15 protein-coding genes are annotated in these 15,202 nt (G+C 72.8%); 4 read left to right on the plus strand and 11 right to left on the minus strand.

All coding sequences use genetic code 11. From position 1 onward, the window contains the following. Positions 1 to 61: 61 nt before the first annotated feature. Entirely contained in the window at positions 62 to 1,051 is a 990-nt protein-coding gene (locus GA0115233_RS37225) for a DUF4349 domain-containing protein (protein ID WP_093724798.1), read from the minus strand. Positions 1,052 to 1,245: 194 nt separating this feature from the next. Here GA0115233_RS37225 and hemG point away from each other — a divergent pair, with 194 nt between their 5' ends. Continuing rightward, positions 1,246 to 2,703, plus strand: a complete 1,458-nt coding sequence (gene hemG, locus GA0115233_RS37230; RefSeq protein WP_093724800.1) for a protoporphyrinogen oxidase — start codon at positions 1,246 to 1,248, stop codon at positions 2,701 to 2,703. 5 nt (positions 2,704 to 2,708) lie between these two features. Next, entirely contained in the window at positions 2,709 to 3,440 is a 732-nt protein-coding gene (hemQ, locus tag GA0115233_RS37235; RefSeq protein WP_093724802.1) for a hydrogen peroxide-dependent heme synthase, read from the plus strand. Here the strand turns inward: hemQ and GA0115233_RS37240 are convergent. From GA0115233_RS37240 to zapE, 10 genes are all read right to left on the minus strand, one after another. Then, entirely contained in the window at positions 3,437 to 5,020 is a 1,584-nt protein-coding gene (locus GA0115233_RS37240; protein ID WP_093724804.1) for an alpha/beta hydrolase, read from the minus strand. The two genes, hemQ and GA0115233_RS37240, sit on opposite strands and share 4 nt — an antisense overlap. A 118-nt stretch (positions 5,021 to 5,138) precedes the next feature. After that, complete coding sequence (locus tag GA0115233_RS37245) at positions 5,139 to 5,903, minus strand: TIGR04222 domain-containing membrane protein (RefSeq protein WP_093724806.1); 765 nt, start codon at positions 5,901 to 5,903, stop codon at positions 5,139 to 5,141. A 104-nt stretch (positions 5,904 to 6,007) separates the two neighbouring features. Then, positions 6,008 to 6,781, minus strand: coding sequence for a DUF4142 domain-containing protein (locus GA0115233_RS37250; RefSeq protein ID WP_093724808.1), 774 nt, complete (start codon positions 6,779 to 6,781; stop codon positions 6,008 to 6,010). 87 nt (positions 6,782 to 6,868) lie between these two features. Beyond that, positions 6,869 to 8,155 (minus strand): DUF692 domain-containing protein, encoded by a 1,287-nt coding sequence (locus tag GA0115233_RS37255; protein WP_093724810.1) that lies wholly within the window; start codon positions 8,153 to 8,155, stop codon positions 6,869 to 6,871. 122 nt (positions 8,156 to 8,277) lie between these two features. Next, positions 8,278 to 8,991, minus strand: coding sequence for a peptidyl-tRNA hydrolase (locus GA0115233_RS37260; RefSeq protein ID WP_176712076.1), 714 nt, complete (start codon positions 8,989 to 8,991; stop codon positions 8,278 to 8,280). Positions 8,992 to 9,036: 45 nt separating this feature from the next. Then, positions 9,037 to 9,219, minus strand: a complete 183-nt coding sequence (locus GA0115233_RS37265) for a hypothetical protein (protein ID WP_093724814.1) — start codon at positions 9,217 to 9,219, stop codon at positions 9,037 to 9,039. 18 nt (positions 9,220 to 9,237) lie between these two features. After that, positions 9,238 to 10,080, minus strand: coding sequence for a polysaccharide deacetylase family protein (locus tag GA0115233_RS37270; RefSeq protein WP_093724816.1), 843 nt, complete (start codon positions 10,078 to 10,080; stop codon positions 9,238 to 9,240). Between the two features lie 63 nt (positions 10,081 to 10,143). Next, positions 10,144 to 11,523, minus strand: a complete 1,380-nt coding sequence (locus tag GA0115233_RS37275) for a PhoX family protein (protein WP_093724818.1) — start codon at positions 11,521 to 11,523, stop codon at positions 10,144 to 10,146. A gap of 90 nt (positions 11,524 to 11,613) precedes the next feature. Continuing rightward, entirely contained in the window at positions 11,614 to 12,402 is a 789-nt protein-coding gene (locus GA0115233_RS37280; RefSeq protein WP_093724820.1) for a slipin family protein, read from the minus strand. An 82-nt stretch (positions 12,403 to 12,484) separates the two neighbouring features. Next, positions 12,485 to 13,588 carry a cell division protein ZapE gene (zapE, locus tag GA0115233_RS37285; protein ID WP_093724826.1) on the minus strand — a complete coding sequence of 368 codons (1,104 nt, stop codon included), beginning with the start codon at positions 13,586 to 13,588 and terminating at the stop codon, positions 12,485 to 12,487. A 115-nt stretch (positions 13,589 to 13,703) separates the two neighbouring features. On the opposite strand from zapE, the gene GA0115233_RS37290 reads away from it, so the two are divergent. Both GA0115233_RS37290 and GA0115233_RS37295 read left to right on the plus strand, forming a co-directional pair. Further along, on the plus strand, positions 13,704 to 14,483 hold the full coding sequence (locus GA0115233_RS37290) for a pyrimidine reductase family protein (protein ID WP_093724822.1): 780 nt from the start codon (positions 13,704 to 13,706) through the stop codon (positions 14,481 to 14,483). A 204-nt stretch (positions 14,484 to 14,687) separates the two neighbouring features. Beyond that, positions 14,688 to 15,143, plus strand: coding sequence for an indole-3-glycerol phosphate synthase (locus tag GA0115233_RS37295; protein ID WP_093724824.1), 456 nt, complete (start codon positions 14,688 to 14,690; stop codon positions 15,141 to 15,143). Positions 15,144 to 15,202: the final 59 nt, after the last annotated feature.

The raw sequence follows: 15,202 nt of genomic DNA on the forward strand, positions 1-15,202 counted from the left end.
ACGGGCATCGATCATTTCGGGGTGGTGTTCCGCGCGGGCGGGAGCGGCCTGTGGTCTGTCGTCAGTCCTCGTCCGAGCCCGAGCCCGAGCCCGGTCCCGGCGCCGGGCGGGCGGTGGGCAGCGGGCCCAGGGCGGTCGGCGCGGGGGTGCGCTCGCGGCGGACCGTCAGACGCGGGTGGACCAGGCGGAGCCAGAGGAAGACCAGAAGGGCCGCGCCCGCGGCGAACGGGAGGACGGCCGCGACGGCCACGACGATCCAGCGGAGCATCGTCAGGAAGGCGCCCCAGCCGCCCGCCAGCGCGTCCAGGACACCGGGGTCGTCGTCCTCGGCCGGCGCCTTCTTCCCCGGCGTCTCCGACAGCGACAGGGTGATCGTGGCGAGGCTCGTACGGTCCTTCAGGGACGCCTGCTGGGCGAGGAGGGACTCCAGATCCGCCTGGCGGGTGCTCAGTTCGCCCTCCAGGACCACCACGTCACTGAGCTTGGTGGCCTCGTCCATCAGGTCACGGATGCGGGCGACGCTCGCGCGCTGCGACTTGATGCGGCTCTCCACGTCCACGACCTGCTCGGTGACGTCCTGTGCCTTGGCGGTGCGCTCCAGCAGCTTGCCGGTGCCCTCCAGATCGGCGAGGACGTCCGCGTAGGAGGCGACCGGCACCCGCAGGACGACCTTGGTGCGCTCGCGGCCCTTCCCGTCGCGCGTGGTCGTCTCGTTGCCGATGTAGCCGCCCGCGTCCTCGGTGACCGAGCGGACCTCGTCCAGGGCCTTGGGCACGTTCTTGACCCGCACGGTCAGCGAGGCCTTCCGGATGATGTGGCTCGCGGTCGCCTTCGGCGGCTTGTCCGCCTGCTGCCCCTTCTCCGCACTGAAGTCCCCGGCCGCCGGGCCCGCCGCCGCCTCGTTCCGGGACTGGGCGGCGCCCCCCTTCGCGGAGTCGTTGCCTCCGCCGCTGTCGTCGGCGGCGCCGGAGCAGCCGGTCAGGGCCAGTGCCGCGGCCAGCAGCAGGCCCGCGAGGGCCGGGCCCGGTCGTACGGAACGTCGTGCGTGCATGGGATGTACCCCCCGGGGTTCGTTGCCGACGTGACGCTCCTTCGACGCCGGAGCGGGCCCCGGCGTTGGATCCCGCCGGTTCCGAACAGGTCACGGTCGGGACTCGGACCGGGCACACGGTCCCGCCCGCGCCGGGCGACCGAGGGCCGAACGGCCCTGGCGGGAATGTCAGGGGGGTTTGAGAGAGTGGGATCATGCACGCAGCGGACACTCCAGCGGATCACGGACATGTCGTCGTCGTAGGTGCCGGTATCGCCGGCCTCGCGGCGGCCCACCGGTTGCTCGCCGAGGGCAGACGCGTGACCGTCCTGGAGGCCGCCGGGCGGGTCGGCGGCAAGCTGCTGCCCGGCGAGATCGCCGGCGTCCGCGTCGACCTCGGCGCCGAGTCGATGCTGGCCCGCCGCCCCGAGGCCGTCGAGCTGGCCCGCGAGGTCGGCCTCGACGAGAAGCTCCAGCCCCCCGCCACCGCCAGCGCCTCCCTGTGGACCCGCGGCGCCCTGCGCCCCATGCCCAAGGGCCATGTGATGGGCGTCCCCGGCACCGCCGACGCGGTCGCCGGAGTGCTCTCGGCGGACGGCCTCGCGCGGATCGCCCGCGACACCGAACTGCCCCGCACCGAGGTCGGCGACGACATCGCGGTCGGCCGGTACGTCGCCGAGCGGGTGGGCCGGGAGGTCGTCGACCGCCTGGTCGAGCCGCTGCTCGGCGGGGTGTACGCGGGCGACGCCTACCGCATCTCGATGCGCTCGGCCGTCCCCCAGCTCTTCCAGGCCGCCCGCACCCACCACTGCCTGACCGAGGCGGTCCGCGAGATCCAGGCCAAGGCCGCCGCCAACCCGCGGACCGGCCCCGTGTTCATGGGCATCGAGGGCGGCATCGGCACCCTCCCGCTCGCGGTCGCGGACGCGGTGCGCGCCAAGGGCGGCGAGATCCTCACCGGCGCCCCCGTGACCGCGCTGCGCCGCGGGACGGACGGCTGGACCGTCGTCACCGGCGACCGGACCCTGCACGCGGACGGCGTCGTCCTCGCCGTACCCGCCACGGCCGCCGCCGGTCTGCTGCGCGCCGATTTCCCCGCGGCCGCCGCCGAACTGGCCGCCGTGGAGTACGCCTCCATGGCCCTGATCACCCTCGCCTACCGCCGCGCGGAGACCGACCTGCCCGAGGGCAGCGGCTTCCTGGTGCCGCCCGTCGACGGCCGCACCATCAAGGCCTCCACCTTCGCCTCCCGCAAATGGGGCTGGATCGCCGAGGAGGACCCCGACCTGCTCGTCCTGCGCACCTCCGTGGGCCGCCACGGCGAGACCGAGATCCTCCAGCGCGACGACGCCGGACTCGTCGAGGTCTCCCGGCACGACCTCAAGGCGGCCACCGGCCTCGACGCGACCCCGGTCGCCACCCGCGTCACCCGGTGGAACGACGGACTGCCCCAGTACCCCGTCGGCCACCACGCGCGCGTGGCCCGCATCCGCGAGCACCTGGCCGTGGCACCGGGCCTGGCCGTGTGCGGCGCGGCCTACGACGGCGTGGGCATCCCCGCGTGCATCGCGAGCGCGTATGCCGCCGTCGACCAGATCCACGGTGACCTGCGCGCAGTGCAGGAGCTCACCGCGAACCCGGTGCAGAGTCTGCACGGAGGAGCAGGAGAATAAGGGACATGAGTGACGACGCCCCCACCACCGAGCCCGGCAGGATCCCGAACAAGGGCAAGCTGGCCAAGGACCTCAACGAGGTCATCCGCTACACCCTCTGGTCCGTCTTCAGGCTGAAGGACGTGCTCCCCGAGGACCGCGCCGGATACGCCGACGAGGTCCAGGAGCTGTTCGACCAGCTCGCCGCCAAGGACGTGACGATCCGCGGCACCTACGACGTGTCCGGGCTGCGCGCCGACGCCGACGTCATGATCTGGTGGCACGCCGAGACCAGCGACCAGCTCCAGGAGGCGTACAACCTCTTCCGCCGCACGAAGCTGGGCCGCGCGCTGGAGCCGGTGTGGTCGAACATGGCGCTGCACCGCCCCGCCGAGTTCAACCGCTCGCACATCCCGGCGTTCCTCGCCGACGAGACGCCCCGCGACTACGTCAGCGTCTACCCCTTCGTGCGCTCCTACGACTGGTACCTGCTGCCCGACGAGGACCGCCGCCGCATGCTCGCCGACCACGGCAAGATGGCCCGCGGCTACCCGGACGTGCGCGCCAACACCGTCGCCTCGTTCTCGCTGGGCGACTACGAGTGGATCCTCGCCTTCGAGGCGGACGAGCTGTACCGCATCGTCGACCTGATGCGTCACCTGCGCGGCTCGGAGGCGCGGATGCACGTCCGCGAGGAGATCCCCTTCTTCACGGGCCGCCGCAAGTCCGTGAGCGAACTGGTCGCGGGGCTCGCCTAGCCCTCGGTCTCCGGGCGCGGCTCCGGGTGCGGTGCGCAGGACGCGCGCCGCACCGGCAGCCGCCCCTCCAGCAGGTACGCGTCCAGGTGGGCGTTGACGCAGGCGTTGGGGCCGCCGCCGATGCCGTGCGTGCCCGCGTCCCGCTCGGTCACCAGGACCGAGTGCCACAGCCGCCGGTGCAGCTCCAGCGCGCCCTGGTAGGGGGAGGCGGCGTCGCGTTCGGCGGCCAGGATCAGCGTCGGCGGGAGTTCGCCGGGTCCCGTACGGACGTCGAGCGGGCGCTGACGCGGCACCGGCCAGTAGGCGCAGGGCAGGTTCATCCACACGTTGTCCCACGTCTCGAACGGGGCCACGCGGGCGAGCCGGGTGTTGTCCCGGTCCCAGATCCGCCAGTCCGTGGGCCAGGGGCCGTCGTTGCACTCGACGGCCGTGTAGACCGCGCGGCTGTTCTCCGCCTCGGCCGCTGCCTCCGTGACCGGGGCCGCGATGTCGACGAGCGGCTGCGGGTCGCCCTTCAGATAGGCCGACAGCGCGTACGCCCGGTAGGGCCAGTAGTCGTCGTAGTAGCCGGCCTGGAGGAAGGCGTTCTGCAGCTGGCCGGGGCCCACCTTGCCGCCCGCGGGCTTCCTGGCGAGCCGGGTGCTCGCCCGCTCGTAGCTGCGCAGCACCTTCGCCGGGGTGTCGCCCAGTCCGTAGACCTTGTGGTGCTTGGCGATCCACTCCCGCATGTCCGCCCAGCGGGCCTCGAACGCCGCGGACTGGTCGAGGTTGTTGCGGTACCAGATCTGCTCCGGGTCCGGGTTCACCGCCGCGTCGAACACCATGCGGCGCACATGTGAGGGGAAGAGGGTCGCGTACAGCGCGCCGTAGTACGTGCCGTACGAGGCGCCCATGAACGTCAGCTTCTCCTCGCCCAGCGCGGCCCGCAGGACGTCCAGGTCACGGGCGTTGTTGAGGGAGTGATAGTGGCGCAGGGCGCTGCCGGACCGCTTCGCGCAGCCCCGGGCGTACGCCTTGGCCTGCGCGATCCGCTCGCGCTTGTAGGACTCCGAGGGGTGGGTGGGTGCCTGCGCGGGCCCCTTGAAGAACTTGCGCGGGTCCTGGCAGGACAGCGGGGCGCTGCGGCCCACCCCGCGCGGGGCGTAGCCGACCAGGTCGTAGGCGGCGGCGATGCGCTTCCACTCGGGCATCAGGCCGATCAGCGGGAAGTACATGCCGGAGGCGCCGGGGCCGCCGGGGTTGAAGACCAGCGCGCCCTGCCGGGGCACCCGTCGCTTGCTGTTGTTGGGGTCCTTGTGGGTGGCCTTGACCCGGCTGACCGTCAGCTTGATCTGCTTGCCGTACGGGTCGGCGTAGTCGAGCGGGACGCTGACGGTGCCGCACCGCATGCTCCCCGGCATCTCGCCCTCGGCGGAGCAGGACCCGAATGTGATCCCGCCCGCCTCGGCCCGGGCGACCGCCACGGCGACCCCCCGCACCTCGGCCGCGCCGGGCAGGACCTCCGCCCCCGAGGCGGGCGCCGCACCGACCCCGGCCAACAGCAGCGACCCGACGGCCGAGTAGAGAACGGGAACCCTCATCACGTGTCCCTTCGGTGCGCGTACGCAACAAAGGGGATGTTTCGTCCCGGGGTTGCGGAAGGCAAGCACCACCGGGCCGGTGTCGGGGTCAATGCCCCCTGTGCGCCCCCGCGCGGGGTCAGTCGCGCCAGGCCTGCTCGCGGTGTTCGAACGCCGCTCGCAGGTCCGGTTCGCCGATGGCCCGGATGCCATGGACGGCGACCGTGGTGAGGTAGGCGCGGTCGCCCGCGCCCCGGTGGCGGGTCAGGGCGGTGAGGAGGCGCTGGCCGGCGGGGGAGGCCCAGCGGGAGTAGGGGTGGATCTCGACCCGGGCTATGGCCAGGCAGCTCAGGGTGAGGGTGAGCGGGAGACCGAACCAGAGGGCGACCAGGTGGCGGGGGAGGTCGGAGGCGCCCGGCAGCAGGAGGGCGGTGGCGCCCAGGGCGAGGACGACCGCCGCGGCGAACTGCACCTGGCGGACCGCCGCCGCGATGTTGGTGCGGGCTCCGGCCGGTACCGCGAGGCCCGCGCGGACCAGGCGCTCGGCGAGGGTGCCCACCGCCTCGGCACCGGCCGCCGCGTCCCGTACCGGCTCTATGCGGGACTGGCCCTCGGGGCCGATCGCGCCTATGACGGACCGTTCGATGTCGTCCCGGCCGCGCGGGTCGACGACTGTCGCCCAGCCCGTGCGGGCGAGCAGCAGCCGGCGCTGGCGGGCCATGGAGACCAGGGTCAGTTCGGCGACCCGGCGGGGGCCGCCGGACAGGAACGCGGCCTCGTAGAGCGTCAGATCGTGTTCCCGGCCCGTGTCCGCGGCCGCCGAGTGGACGGCGGCCAGGCACAGCCGGGTACAGGCGGTGCCGGCGACGGCCCAGGCCAGGAGCAGGAGAAGGACCCAGAACATGCCGCGTTTCTATGCCAAAGGCGCATGAGGCGCCATGCCTTGTTCAGTATCCGGACCGAGCGTTGTCGGTATGTGACGTTCCGTTCGAAGTTCGCGGGGGTCTGTCACGATTCCGGTGGGCGGCTCGCCGCGGGCGGGAGCGAGTAGGAGGGCTGCTGCGACGGGGTCACCGGGAGCGCCGGGGAGGGGTCGGTCACGGGCCCGGGCGGCGCCGGGGTGTGGGTGAGCGGGGGAGTCCTCCCGGCGGCCATCTCCCTGGCCAGGGCCTCGAAGTCGACGTACCCGGTGTCCTCCAGGACCTGGATGTGGTCCAGCACGGTGGTGCCCGCGTCCTCGGCGAGTTTGCGCACCAGCGTGTTGCGGGTGCTCGCGCGGACCTCGGCGACCAGCGAGAACACCTTGCCGTGCGCCAGCCGCAGCAGGTTGGCGAACTGCCAGTCGTACGCGGAGCCCTCACTGGCGTCCAGGGTTCGCAGCCACTCCCGCTGCTGCTCGGTGGGCTCGTTGGGCAACTGGAGGGAGAGCTTGGCCGCGACGTCGCGGACCCGCTCGTCCAGGAAGGTGTGCCCCTCGACGAGATGCTCGCCCGCCTTCTGCACGGCCGCCGTGTGGCCCTTCAGTCGCGCCTGCTCACCGGCGGGCAGCTCCCAGAGCCCCGCGAGCCGGACCTTGGTGAGGAAGTCGCGGTCCAGGCCCGACAGGGGGCCGTACTCCGTGGCCACGGTCTCGGCGTTGAGCAGCGCCTCACCGGTCCCGCCGCGGTCGGCGTACGACCACACCGGGAAGATCAGTGCCGCGAGGGTCGCCGTGAGGCCGGTGATGATGAGTCCGGTTCCGCTGAGGATGCCCCGGCCGGGGGCGGGCGGTCGCGGTCGCATGGTGCCTCCTGGTACGGCACCGCACGTCAGTGCGTTTCGAGGGGTGGGACAGAATCGGCATATTAACCACTGATCCCGGCCCCTCGTTCACCGGCGGGTCAGCGACCGCCGGATCCGCGCCAGCCGGGACGGCGCCAGCGGCGCCGGGCCGGAACGCTCCTGCCACCACCGCGTCAGCTCCTTCCTGGCGCGGTTCTCCAGCCCCCCATCCGCGTCCAGCAGTTGACCGGCGAAGTCCAGCGCGTCGCGGCGGTAGCCGCCGGTCATGGGGGTGCGCCGGGCATAGGCGAGGAAATCCCGCCGGTAGCGCGGGCCCAGGATGACGGGCAGTTCGGGTGCGACCTTCGCCACCACGTCCGCCCGTTTCCCGGCCAGCGCCCGCGCCTGCACCTTCAGCCGCGCCCGGTCGAAACCCTCGGGTGCGGGGGTGCCCGCGACCAGGGCGGAGAGCAGTGCCGCCTGGGCGAGGCCGAGGCGCTCGCGGGCGTCGTCGCAGACGGCGGGCTCCGGGGCCGGACGGGACACGGCGGCCGGTGCCTTCGGCCCGCCGCCGCCCTTCTCGACGGCCGCCCGGATCTCGGCCAGTTCCCGCTGCAGTTCGGCCGGCTCGGGGAAGTGCTCGTCGCGTTCCAGGAGCACGCCGGGCGGGTCCACGCGGGAGGCGAGGTCGGTGAGGATGTCGAGCACCGGGCGCGGGACCGGGTGGGCGTGGCTGTCGTGCCAGACGCCGTCCCGCTCGAAGCCGCCCGCGACATGCACGTACGCGAGCGCCTCCAGGGGCAGTTCGGCGAGCGCCTCGGCGGGGTCCTCGCCCCGGTTGACGTGGTTGGTGTGCAGGTTGGCGACGTCGATCAGCAGCCGGACCCCGGTGCGGTCGGCGAGGTCGTAGAGGAACTGGCCCTCGGTCATCTCCTCGCCGGGCCAGGAGAACAGGGCGGCGATGTTCTCCACGGCGAGCGGTACGGAGAGGGCGTCCTGAGCGATCCGGACGTTCTCGCACAGCACCTTCAGGGCGTCCTTGGTACGCGGCACCGGCAGCAGGTGACCGGCCTCCAGGCGCGGGGAGGCGGTGAGCGGGCCGCCCGCCCGGACGAACGCGATGTGCTCGGTGACCAGCGGCGAGCCCAGCGCCTCGGCCCGCTCGGCCAGCGCCGTCAGCCGTCCCTCGTCGGGGCGGTCGGCGCCGCCGAGGCCGAGCGAGACACCGTGCGGCACGACGGTGACCCCGCGCTCGCGCAGCCGCAGCAGCGAGGCGGGCAGATGGCCGGGGCACACGTTCTCGGCGACGACCTCGACCCAGTCGATGCCCGGCATCCGCTCCACGGCCTCGGCGATCTCCGGCCGCCAGCCGATCCCCGTCCCCAGTCGCGTCATCACCGTCCCCCTCCCGCGTGTTCCCTTGCGTGCAGGGGGTATGGCCCCGGCCCGCGGAGGTGAATCCAACCAGAGCGTGCTTCAGAGCAACATTTGAGGTTGGACCGTTCCGCGCGCCCCGCTCAGCGCAGAGCGGGATGGTCGGCGACGACCGTGCAGGAGCCGGGGGCGATCTCGGTGAAGCCCGCGTCCCGAACCACGGGCAGCCCGCTGGTGGTCAGCGCCGGCCAGCGCTCCTCGGGCGCCGTCCGCACCGCGAGCGGGAAACCGGCGTCGCGCCAGGCCGCGCGCTGCTCCCCGGCCAGCCCCCACCAGGCGAGCTGGGCGCCGTGCCCGGCCTGGGCCATGGCCTTCCCGGCGGACATGCCGAGCGCGGGGTTGAGCCAGAGCACGGGCGCCGAGGGGTCGGCGGCGGCCGGGGGCTCGGGGTCGTCGAGGTCGGTGCCGGAGACCTGCAGCCGGGCGAGGTCCTTGGGCCAGCCGTCCAGCGGTACCGGCGGGAAGACCCGCACCTCGGCGGACTTCCCGGTCACGGTGATCCCGGGCAGGGCCTCGGCCCGCCGCCACTCGGCGCCGCGGGCCCGCCGTACGACCTTGCGGATCCGCGCGTCCTGCCAGTCCCGCACGGCCTCGGCCCACTCCCCGTTCCCGTTCGCCCGCTCGTCCGCGAGCAGTTCCAGCACGGCACGGGCGGCGGTCTCCAGCGCGTCGGTACGCCCGGGCGGCGCGGACCGCTCGATGCGCACCACCAACGGCAGCACGAACTGCGGCGCGAGGTCGCGGTCACCGGGCTCGGAACGGAAGGGGCTGTCGGCGGGGGCGGATTCCTGGCTCACCCGTCCCAGTCTGCCAGCCGGAAGATCGGTGCCGCCCGGGGCGTCTCAGCCCGAGCAGGCCGTCCGTTCCGCCTCGCGCCACTCGCACACCGGGCACAGGGTGATGCCCTTGTAGGACTCGGGGTACTCCGTGGGCTCGCGGCACTGGACGCACTCGGCGTAGGGCGGGCCGTCCGCCTTCGGGGGGCGGGGGGTCTCGGCGATCATGCAGTAGTCGCTGTCGCTCATGTGTCCAGCGTAGAACGTTCAGTGGTGCTCGCCGGCCGCGCCGATCAGTTCGGAGACCTTCACGAAGCGGTACCCCTGTCGGCGCAGCTCGGGGACGATGGTGCGGACGGCGCGTTCGGTGGCGGGGGCGGCGCTGCGGGTGCAGTGCATGACCACGACCGAGCCGGGGCGGACCTGGTCCAGGACCTGCCGGGCCACCGCGTCCGCGTCCGTGGCGAAGGCGTCCCCGCTGACCACGTCCCACTGCACGGCGGTGACACCGGCGGAGGTCAGCGCCTTCAGGGCGGTGCGGTCGTAGCAGCCGCCGGGGAAGCGGAAGTACGGCATCGGGTCGGGCACCCCGGCCCTGCGGAACGCGGTGTACGCCCGCTCCACGTCCTCGCGCATCCGCGCTTCCGGGAGCCTCGGCAGGCCGTAGCAGTCGCCGGTGAAGGCGTAGTGGCTGTACGAGTGGTTGGCCACCTCGAAGAGCGGGTCCCGGCCGATGTCCCGCGCCTGTGCCGGGTACTCCTCGGCCCACCGCCCCGTCATGAACACCGTCGCCGGGACCTTCAGCCCGCGCAGGGCCGCGATCAGCTCCGGGTTGTCGAAGCGCTCGCCGCGCGCCGCCCGCGCCCCCTGATCCGCGGTCATGTCGGCGTCGAAGGTGAGGGCGACCGTCTTCGCCGGGGTGCGGGCGGCGCTGCGGAAGACGGGGGTCAGGCCCTCGGGGCCCGGGGCCAGGGTCGGGGGCCCGGACGGGGTGGCGGTGGGGGTGGGGGTGGCGGGGCGTGCGGCCCTGGGTGCCTGGGGTGTCGCGCAGGCGGCCAGGGCCGCGGCCAGGGCGCAGGTCGCGGTGACAAGTCGTACGCGTGCGATCACCGCACGAACATAACGGGATCAATCAGACAATCCTCGGATTGCTTTCCGCGCCCCGGCTGCGCGTCACCCTCGCCAGGGGCCCCGCACGGCGAACGTCGTCCCCGGGTTGTAGCAGTTGACGTACATCGTGCGGCCGTCCGGGGAGAAGGTGACCCCCGCGAACTCGCCCCACTCGGGGTCCTCGGGTGTGCCGATGTTCTGCGCGTTGCGGGCCACGGCGTAGACCTCGCCGCGCCGCGTCACGCCGTAGACGTGCTGGGCGCCCTCGCCGTCCTCGCACACCATCAGGCCGCCGCTGGGGGCGAGGCAGATGTTGTCGGGGGAGTCGCCGGGGAGCTGGACATCGGTGTCGGGGCCGAACACGATCACCAGGGTGAGCCGGCGCCGGCCGGGGTCGTAGCGCCAGATCTGGCCGTAGTGGTCGCCCGCCGAGCCCTCCGCGCTGCGGGCGAAGGAGGAGACGAAGTACACCGAGTGGCCGCCCCAGTAGCAGCCCTCCAGCTTCTGCGCGTGGGTGATGCCCCTGCGGCCGAAGTCCTGGAAGCGGATGGGGGTTTCGGCGGCCAGTGGGTCCGGTACGTCGACCCACTCGATGCCGTCGAAGCTGGTGCCGGTCTCCTGGATCGACGACAGGTCGGGCACGCCGGGCACCCGCATCGCCTGGAGCCGGCCGCCCGCGCGCAGCGAGCCCGGGCCGCCGCGCGGGTGGCGGGGGAGGAAGCGGTAGAAGAGGCCGAAGGGTTTCTCGAAGGCGTCCTCGGTCTCGTAGACGACGCCCGTTCTCGGGTCGACCGCGATCGCCTCGTGCTGGAAGCGGCCCATCGCGGTCAGCGGTACCGCCCCGCTGCGGTGCGGGTCGGCGGGGTCGACCTCGAAGATGAAGCCGTGGTCCTTGGTGTAGCCGTTGGTCCCGGCCTTGTCCTCGGTCTCCTCGCAGGTCAGCCAGGTGCCCCAAGGAGTGGGTCCGCCCGCGCAGTTGACGGCCGTGCCGGCGATGCCGACCCGTTCGGAGAGGACCTCCCCGTGCGGGTCCAGGGTCAGCGCCGTACAGCCGCCCTTGCCCGCGGGGTCGTAGGTCAGTCCGTCGACGGTCGGGACGCCGATTCTGCCGTTGTGCCGGTTCTCGTGGTTGCGCACCAGGTGGACGCGGCCGTGGCGGCCGGGCAGGGCCGTCATGCCGTCGTGGTTGGAGGGCACCTTGCCCTCGCCGGAGCGCAACCGGTCGCCCTCGCGGGACAGGACGCGGTAGCGGAAGCCCTTGGGAAGATCGAGCAGGCCGTTCGGGTCGGGGAGGAGGGGGCCGTAACCCGAGTGGCCCATGGTCTGCGCGGCGGCGGTGCCCGCGAAGAGTTCGGTGAGGTTGCCGGCGAAGGCGATCGAGACGCCCAACGCGCCGGTGCGGGCGAACAGTTGACGGCGGCTCTGGGTGCCGTGCTCGGACATGGGGGGAACCTTCCTGCTGGTGGACAGGACAGTGTCGAGCCGTGTCTACCATCTGGTTCCCCTCCGGTGAACCACGCGCGTAGAGCGTGTTCAGCCTCCTTCGGGGCGTTCGGGAAGCGGTTGCTGGGCCTTTTCCAGGAATCTCAGCAGCTCCACCGGGAACGGCAGTACCAGCGTGGAGTTCTTCTCGGCGGCGACCGCCACCACTGTCTGGAGCAGGCGCAATTGGAGCGCGGCGGGGGTGTCGGCCATCTGCTGGGCGGCCTCGGCGAGCTTCTTCGACGCCTGGAGCTCGGCGTCGGCGTTGATGACGCGGGCCCGGCGTTCCCGGTCCGCCTCGGCCTGCCGGGCCATGGACCGCTTCATGGCCTCGGGCAGGGAGACGTCCTTGATCTCCACCCGGTCCACCTGCACGCCCCACCCCACGGCCGGGCTGTCGATCATCAGCTCCAGGCCCTCGTTGAGCTTCTCGCGGTTGGAGAGCAGGTCGTCCAGCTCGCTCTTGCCGATGATCGACCTGAGCGAGGTCTGCGCCATCTGGGAGACCGCGAACCGGTAGTCCTCCACCTTGATCAGCGCGCTCGCCGGGTCCACGACCTTGAAGTACACGACCGCGTCCACCCGCACGGTCACGTTGTCCCGCGTGATCCCCTCCTGGGCGGGGACCGGCATGGTCACGATCTGCATGTTCACCTTGTGCAGCCGGTCCACGACCGGAACGACCATGGTGAACCCGGGCTCCCGCACCTCGCCCCGGAGCCTGCCGAGGCGCAGCACGACCCCGCGCTCGTACTGCTTGACCACCCGGGCCGCGGCGGCGAGGTACACCGCGCTCACCGAGACCGCCGTGACGGCCGCCACCAGGACGTCTTCGAGCATGACGAGCCTCCTGCCCAGAGTCCCGCGAGATGCCCTTCTTGTAACGATATGCCCGGGTGGCCGTACGGTGACCCGTCGGGGCTCAGGGCGCCTCGGTGAGGCCCTTCGCGTCCCGGGCCAGCGCGGTGAGGCGGGAGATGGCGCGGAAGTACTTCTTGCGGTACCCGCCCTTGAGCATCTCCTCGCTGAACAGCCGGTCGAACGGCAGCCCCGAGGCCAGCACCGGCACCTCACGGTCGTAGAGCCGGTCCGCCAGGACCACGAGCCGCAGGGCCGTCGACTGGTCCGGGACCGGGCGCACGTCCGTCAGGCACACCGCCCTGACCCCGTCGGTCAGCGCGCCGTACCGGCTCGGGTGGACCCTGGACAGGTGCTCCAGCAGGTGCGGGAAGTCGTCGAGGGAGGCGCCCTCGGTGGCGTACGCCGCCTTCGTCACCTGCTCGTCGCTGAACGGCGCCGGTGCCTCGGGCAGCCCCCGGTGCCGGTAGTCCTCGCCGTCGATGCGCAGCGGCCGGAAGTGCGCCGACAGGCCCTGGATCTCGCGCAGGAAGTCCGCCGCCGCGAACCGGCCCTCGCCGAGCTTGCCGGGCAGGGTGTTGGAGGTGGCGGCGAGCGCGACCCCCGCGTCCACCAGCTTGCCGAGCAGGGTGGAGACCAGGACGGTGTCGCCGGGGTCGTCCAGCTCGAACTCGTCGATGCACAGGAGGCGGTGCCCGGAGAGGGTCTTCACCGTCTGCTGGAAGCCCAGGGCGCCGACCAGGTTGGTCAGCTCCACGAAGGTGCCGAACGCCTTCAGCGCGGGCTCGGCCGGGGTGGCGTGCCACAGGGAGGCCAGCAGATGGGTCTTGCCCACGCCGTAGCCGCCGTCCAGGTAGACGCCCCGGGGGCCGGGTGCCGCCTTGGGTGCCTTGGCGCGGCCGAAGCCGAAGAAGCCGCGCTTGCCGCCGCCCACCGCGTGCGCCCCGCCGAGGCCCGCCGCGAAGGTCTCCAGGACCTGGACCGCCTCCGTCTGGCTCGGCTGGTCCGGGTCGGGGAGGTAGGTGGCGAAACGGACCGAGTCGAAGCGGGGCGGGGGAACCATCTCGGCCACCAGCCGGTCCGCGGGGACGTGCGGCTCGCGGGAGCAGAGGGAGACGGGGGTCGCTTCGGCTATGGATGTTTCGCCGGCGGTGGGAGTGGAGGACACGTTCACCGATTTTAGGGGGTGGCCGGGAAACGCGGTTCGGTGTGCCGGGCCGGGCGGACGGGCGGGGTGCCGCGCTCGTGGGGCCTTGTCCCGGTCCCCGTGGAACACTTCCGGCATGCGACAGCTGTTCCCTGTGACCGATCAGACACTCGAACGCGCGACGACGGACCGGGAGTGGAGCCTGGACGAGCTGGCCGACGCCTACGCCTGTCCGGACACCGACGGGCCCTTCCTGCGCGCCAACATGGTGTCCACCCTCGACGGGGCGGCCCAGCACGACGGCAAGTCGCAGCCCATCTCCAGCGCCGCCGACATGCGGATCTTCGGCACCCTGCGGGCGCTGGCGGATGTCGTGGTCGTGGGTGCGGAAACGGTACGGCAGGAGGGGTACCGGCCGGCCCGGGCGCGGGCGGAGTTCGCGCGACGGCGGGAGGCCGCGGGGCAGGCGCCCGCCCCGGCCGTCGCGGTCGTCACGGCCGGGCTCGACCTGGACTTCTCGCTCCCGCTGTTCACCTCGCCGCTGGTGCCGACGGTGATCCTCACCGGTGCCGGGGCGCCCCCGGACCGGGTCGCCGCGGCGGAGAAGGCGGGCGCCCGGGTGGTGTTCGCCGGTGACGGGGCCGGCGTGGAGCCCGCCCGCGCGGTGCGTGGGCTCGCCGGGCTCGGGTACCGGCGACTGCTGACGGAGGGCGGGCCGCGGCTGCTCGGGCAGTTCGTGGCCGCCGACGTGCTCGACGAACTGTGTCTGACGGTGTCCCCGACACTCACCGCCGGGGACGCGCAGCGGATCGCCGGGGGGCCCGGGGTCGAGGTGCCCCACCGATTCGCACTGGTGTCCCTGCTGGAGGAGGAGGGGTTTCTGTTCACCCGGTACGGGCGGAACCGACAGGGCTGATCACGTGCCGCGGGCGGACATGCCGACCTGCGGGTGACGGCTTCGACATCTGTTCCCGACAACGGCGGAATGGTTCATTCCGTTTAGTCACCGGACGGCACACTAAAACTCGTAGTCCCCGTGCGAGCACGGGGCAGGATGGTTTCCGCGGGGCCGCGACCGGTCCCGCGGGAGAAGGGGCGCCTGGTGTTCAGAAGCGTTTTGATGATCGAGAAGGCCCTGACGTCCGCGGACGTGGAGTTCGTGACCACCTTGCACGGGGACGAGCAGGTCTCCTTCCACGTGCTGCTCCAGCCGCGCGGAGACCAGGCGGACCGCCTGCTGCGGGCCATCGACGACGTGGCGATGGGGGAGCTGGACGAGGCGGCACGCGAGGGGGACACCCCGGAGGGCGAGGAGGCGAAGAGCTTCGGAGAGCGGGCCCTGGAGGTCTCCCTGCAGGCCCTGCGGGCCTCCGGCAACGAGGCGGACGGACGGCTGGTCGAGGACCATCCGCTGGACGCGCTCAGATCGCTGGTCGAGGAGACCGGGGCGGACGAGGTGATCGTGCTGACCGATCCGCACTACGTGGAGGAGTTCTTCCACCGCGACTGGGCCTCCCGGGCCCGGCACAAGGTGGGGGTACCGGTGCTGAAGCTGTTCTCGCACAGCAAGGCGTAGGGCCTGTCGTTTGGATCATCCTGGCGTCGCGGGGTCTGGCACGCACTCCCCCAGAGGGG

This window comes from Streptomyces sp. DI166 (assembly GCF_900091315.1).
In the GTDB taxonomy this organism is placed as follows: domain Bacteria; phylum Actinomycetota; class Actinomycetes; order Streptomycetales; family Streptomycetaceae; genus Streptomyces; species Streptomyces fuscus.

Excerpts from the sequence above, each read along its gene's own strand:
- GA0115233_RS37225 (WP_093724798.1), bottom strand. The coding sequence starts at position 1,051 with ATGCACGCACGACGTTCCGTACGACCGGGCCCGGCCCTCGCGGGCCTG.
- hemG (WP_093724800.1), top strand. The coding sequence starts at position 1,246 with ATGCACGCAGCGGACACTCCAGCGGATCACGGACATGTCGTCGTCGTA.
- hemQ (WP_093724802.1), top strand. The coding sequence starts at position 2,709 with ATGAGTGACGACGCCCCCACCACCGAGCCCGGCAGGATCCCGAACAAG.
- GA0115233_RS37240 (WP_093724804.1), bottom strand. The coding sequence starts at position 5,020 with ATGAGGGTTCCCGTTCTCTACTCGGCCGTCGGGTCGCTGCTGTTGGCC.
- GA0115233_RS37245 (WP_093724806.1), bottom strand. The coding sequence starts at position 5,903 with ATGTTCTGGGTCCTTCTCCTGCTCCTGGCCTGGGCCGTCGCCGGCACC.
- GA0115233_RS37250 (WP_093724808.1), bottom strand. The coding sequence starts at position 6,781 with ATGCGACCGCGACCGCCCGCCCCCGGCCGGGGCATCCTCAGCGGAACC.
- GA0115233_RS37255 (WP_093724810.1), bottom strand. The coding sequence starts at position 8,155 with ATGACGCGACTGGGGACGGGGATCGGCTGGCGGCCGGAGATCGCCGAG.
- GA0115233_RS37265 (WP_093724814.1), bottom strand. The coding sequence starts at position 9,219 with ATGAGCGACAGCGACTACTGCATGATCGCCGAGACCCCCCGCCCCCCG.
- GA0115233_RS37275 (WP_093724818.1), bottom strand. The coding sequence starts at position 11,523 with ATGTCCGAGCACGGCACCCAGAGCCGCCGTCAACTGTTCGCCCGCACC.
- GA0115233_RS37280 (WP_093724820.1), bottom strand. The coding sequence starts at position 12,402 with ATGCTCGAAGACGTCCTGGTGGCGGCCGTCACGGCGGTCTCGGTGAGC.
- GA0115233_RS37290 (WP_093724822.1), top strand. The coding sequence starts at position 13,704 with ATGCGACAGCTGTTCCCTGTGACCGATCAGACACTCGAACGCGCGACG.
- GA0115233_RS37295 (WP_093724824.1), top strand. The coding sequence starts at position 14,688 with ATGATCGAGAAGGCCCTGACGTCCGCGGACGTGGAGTTCGTGACCACC.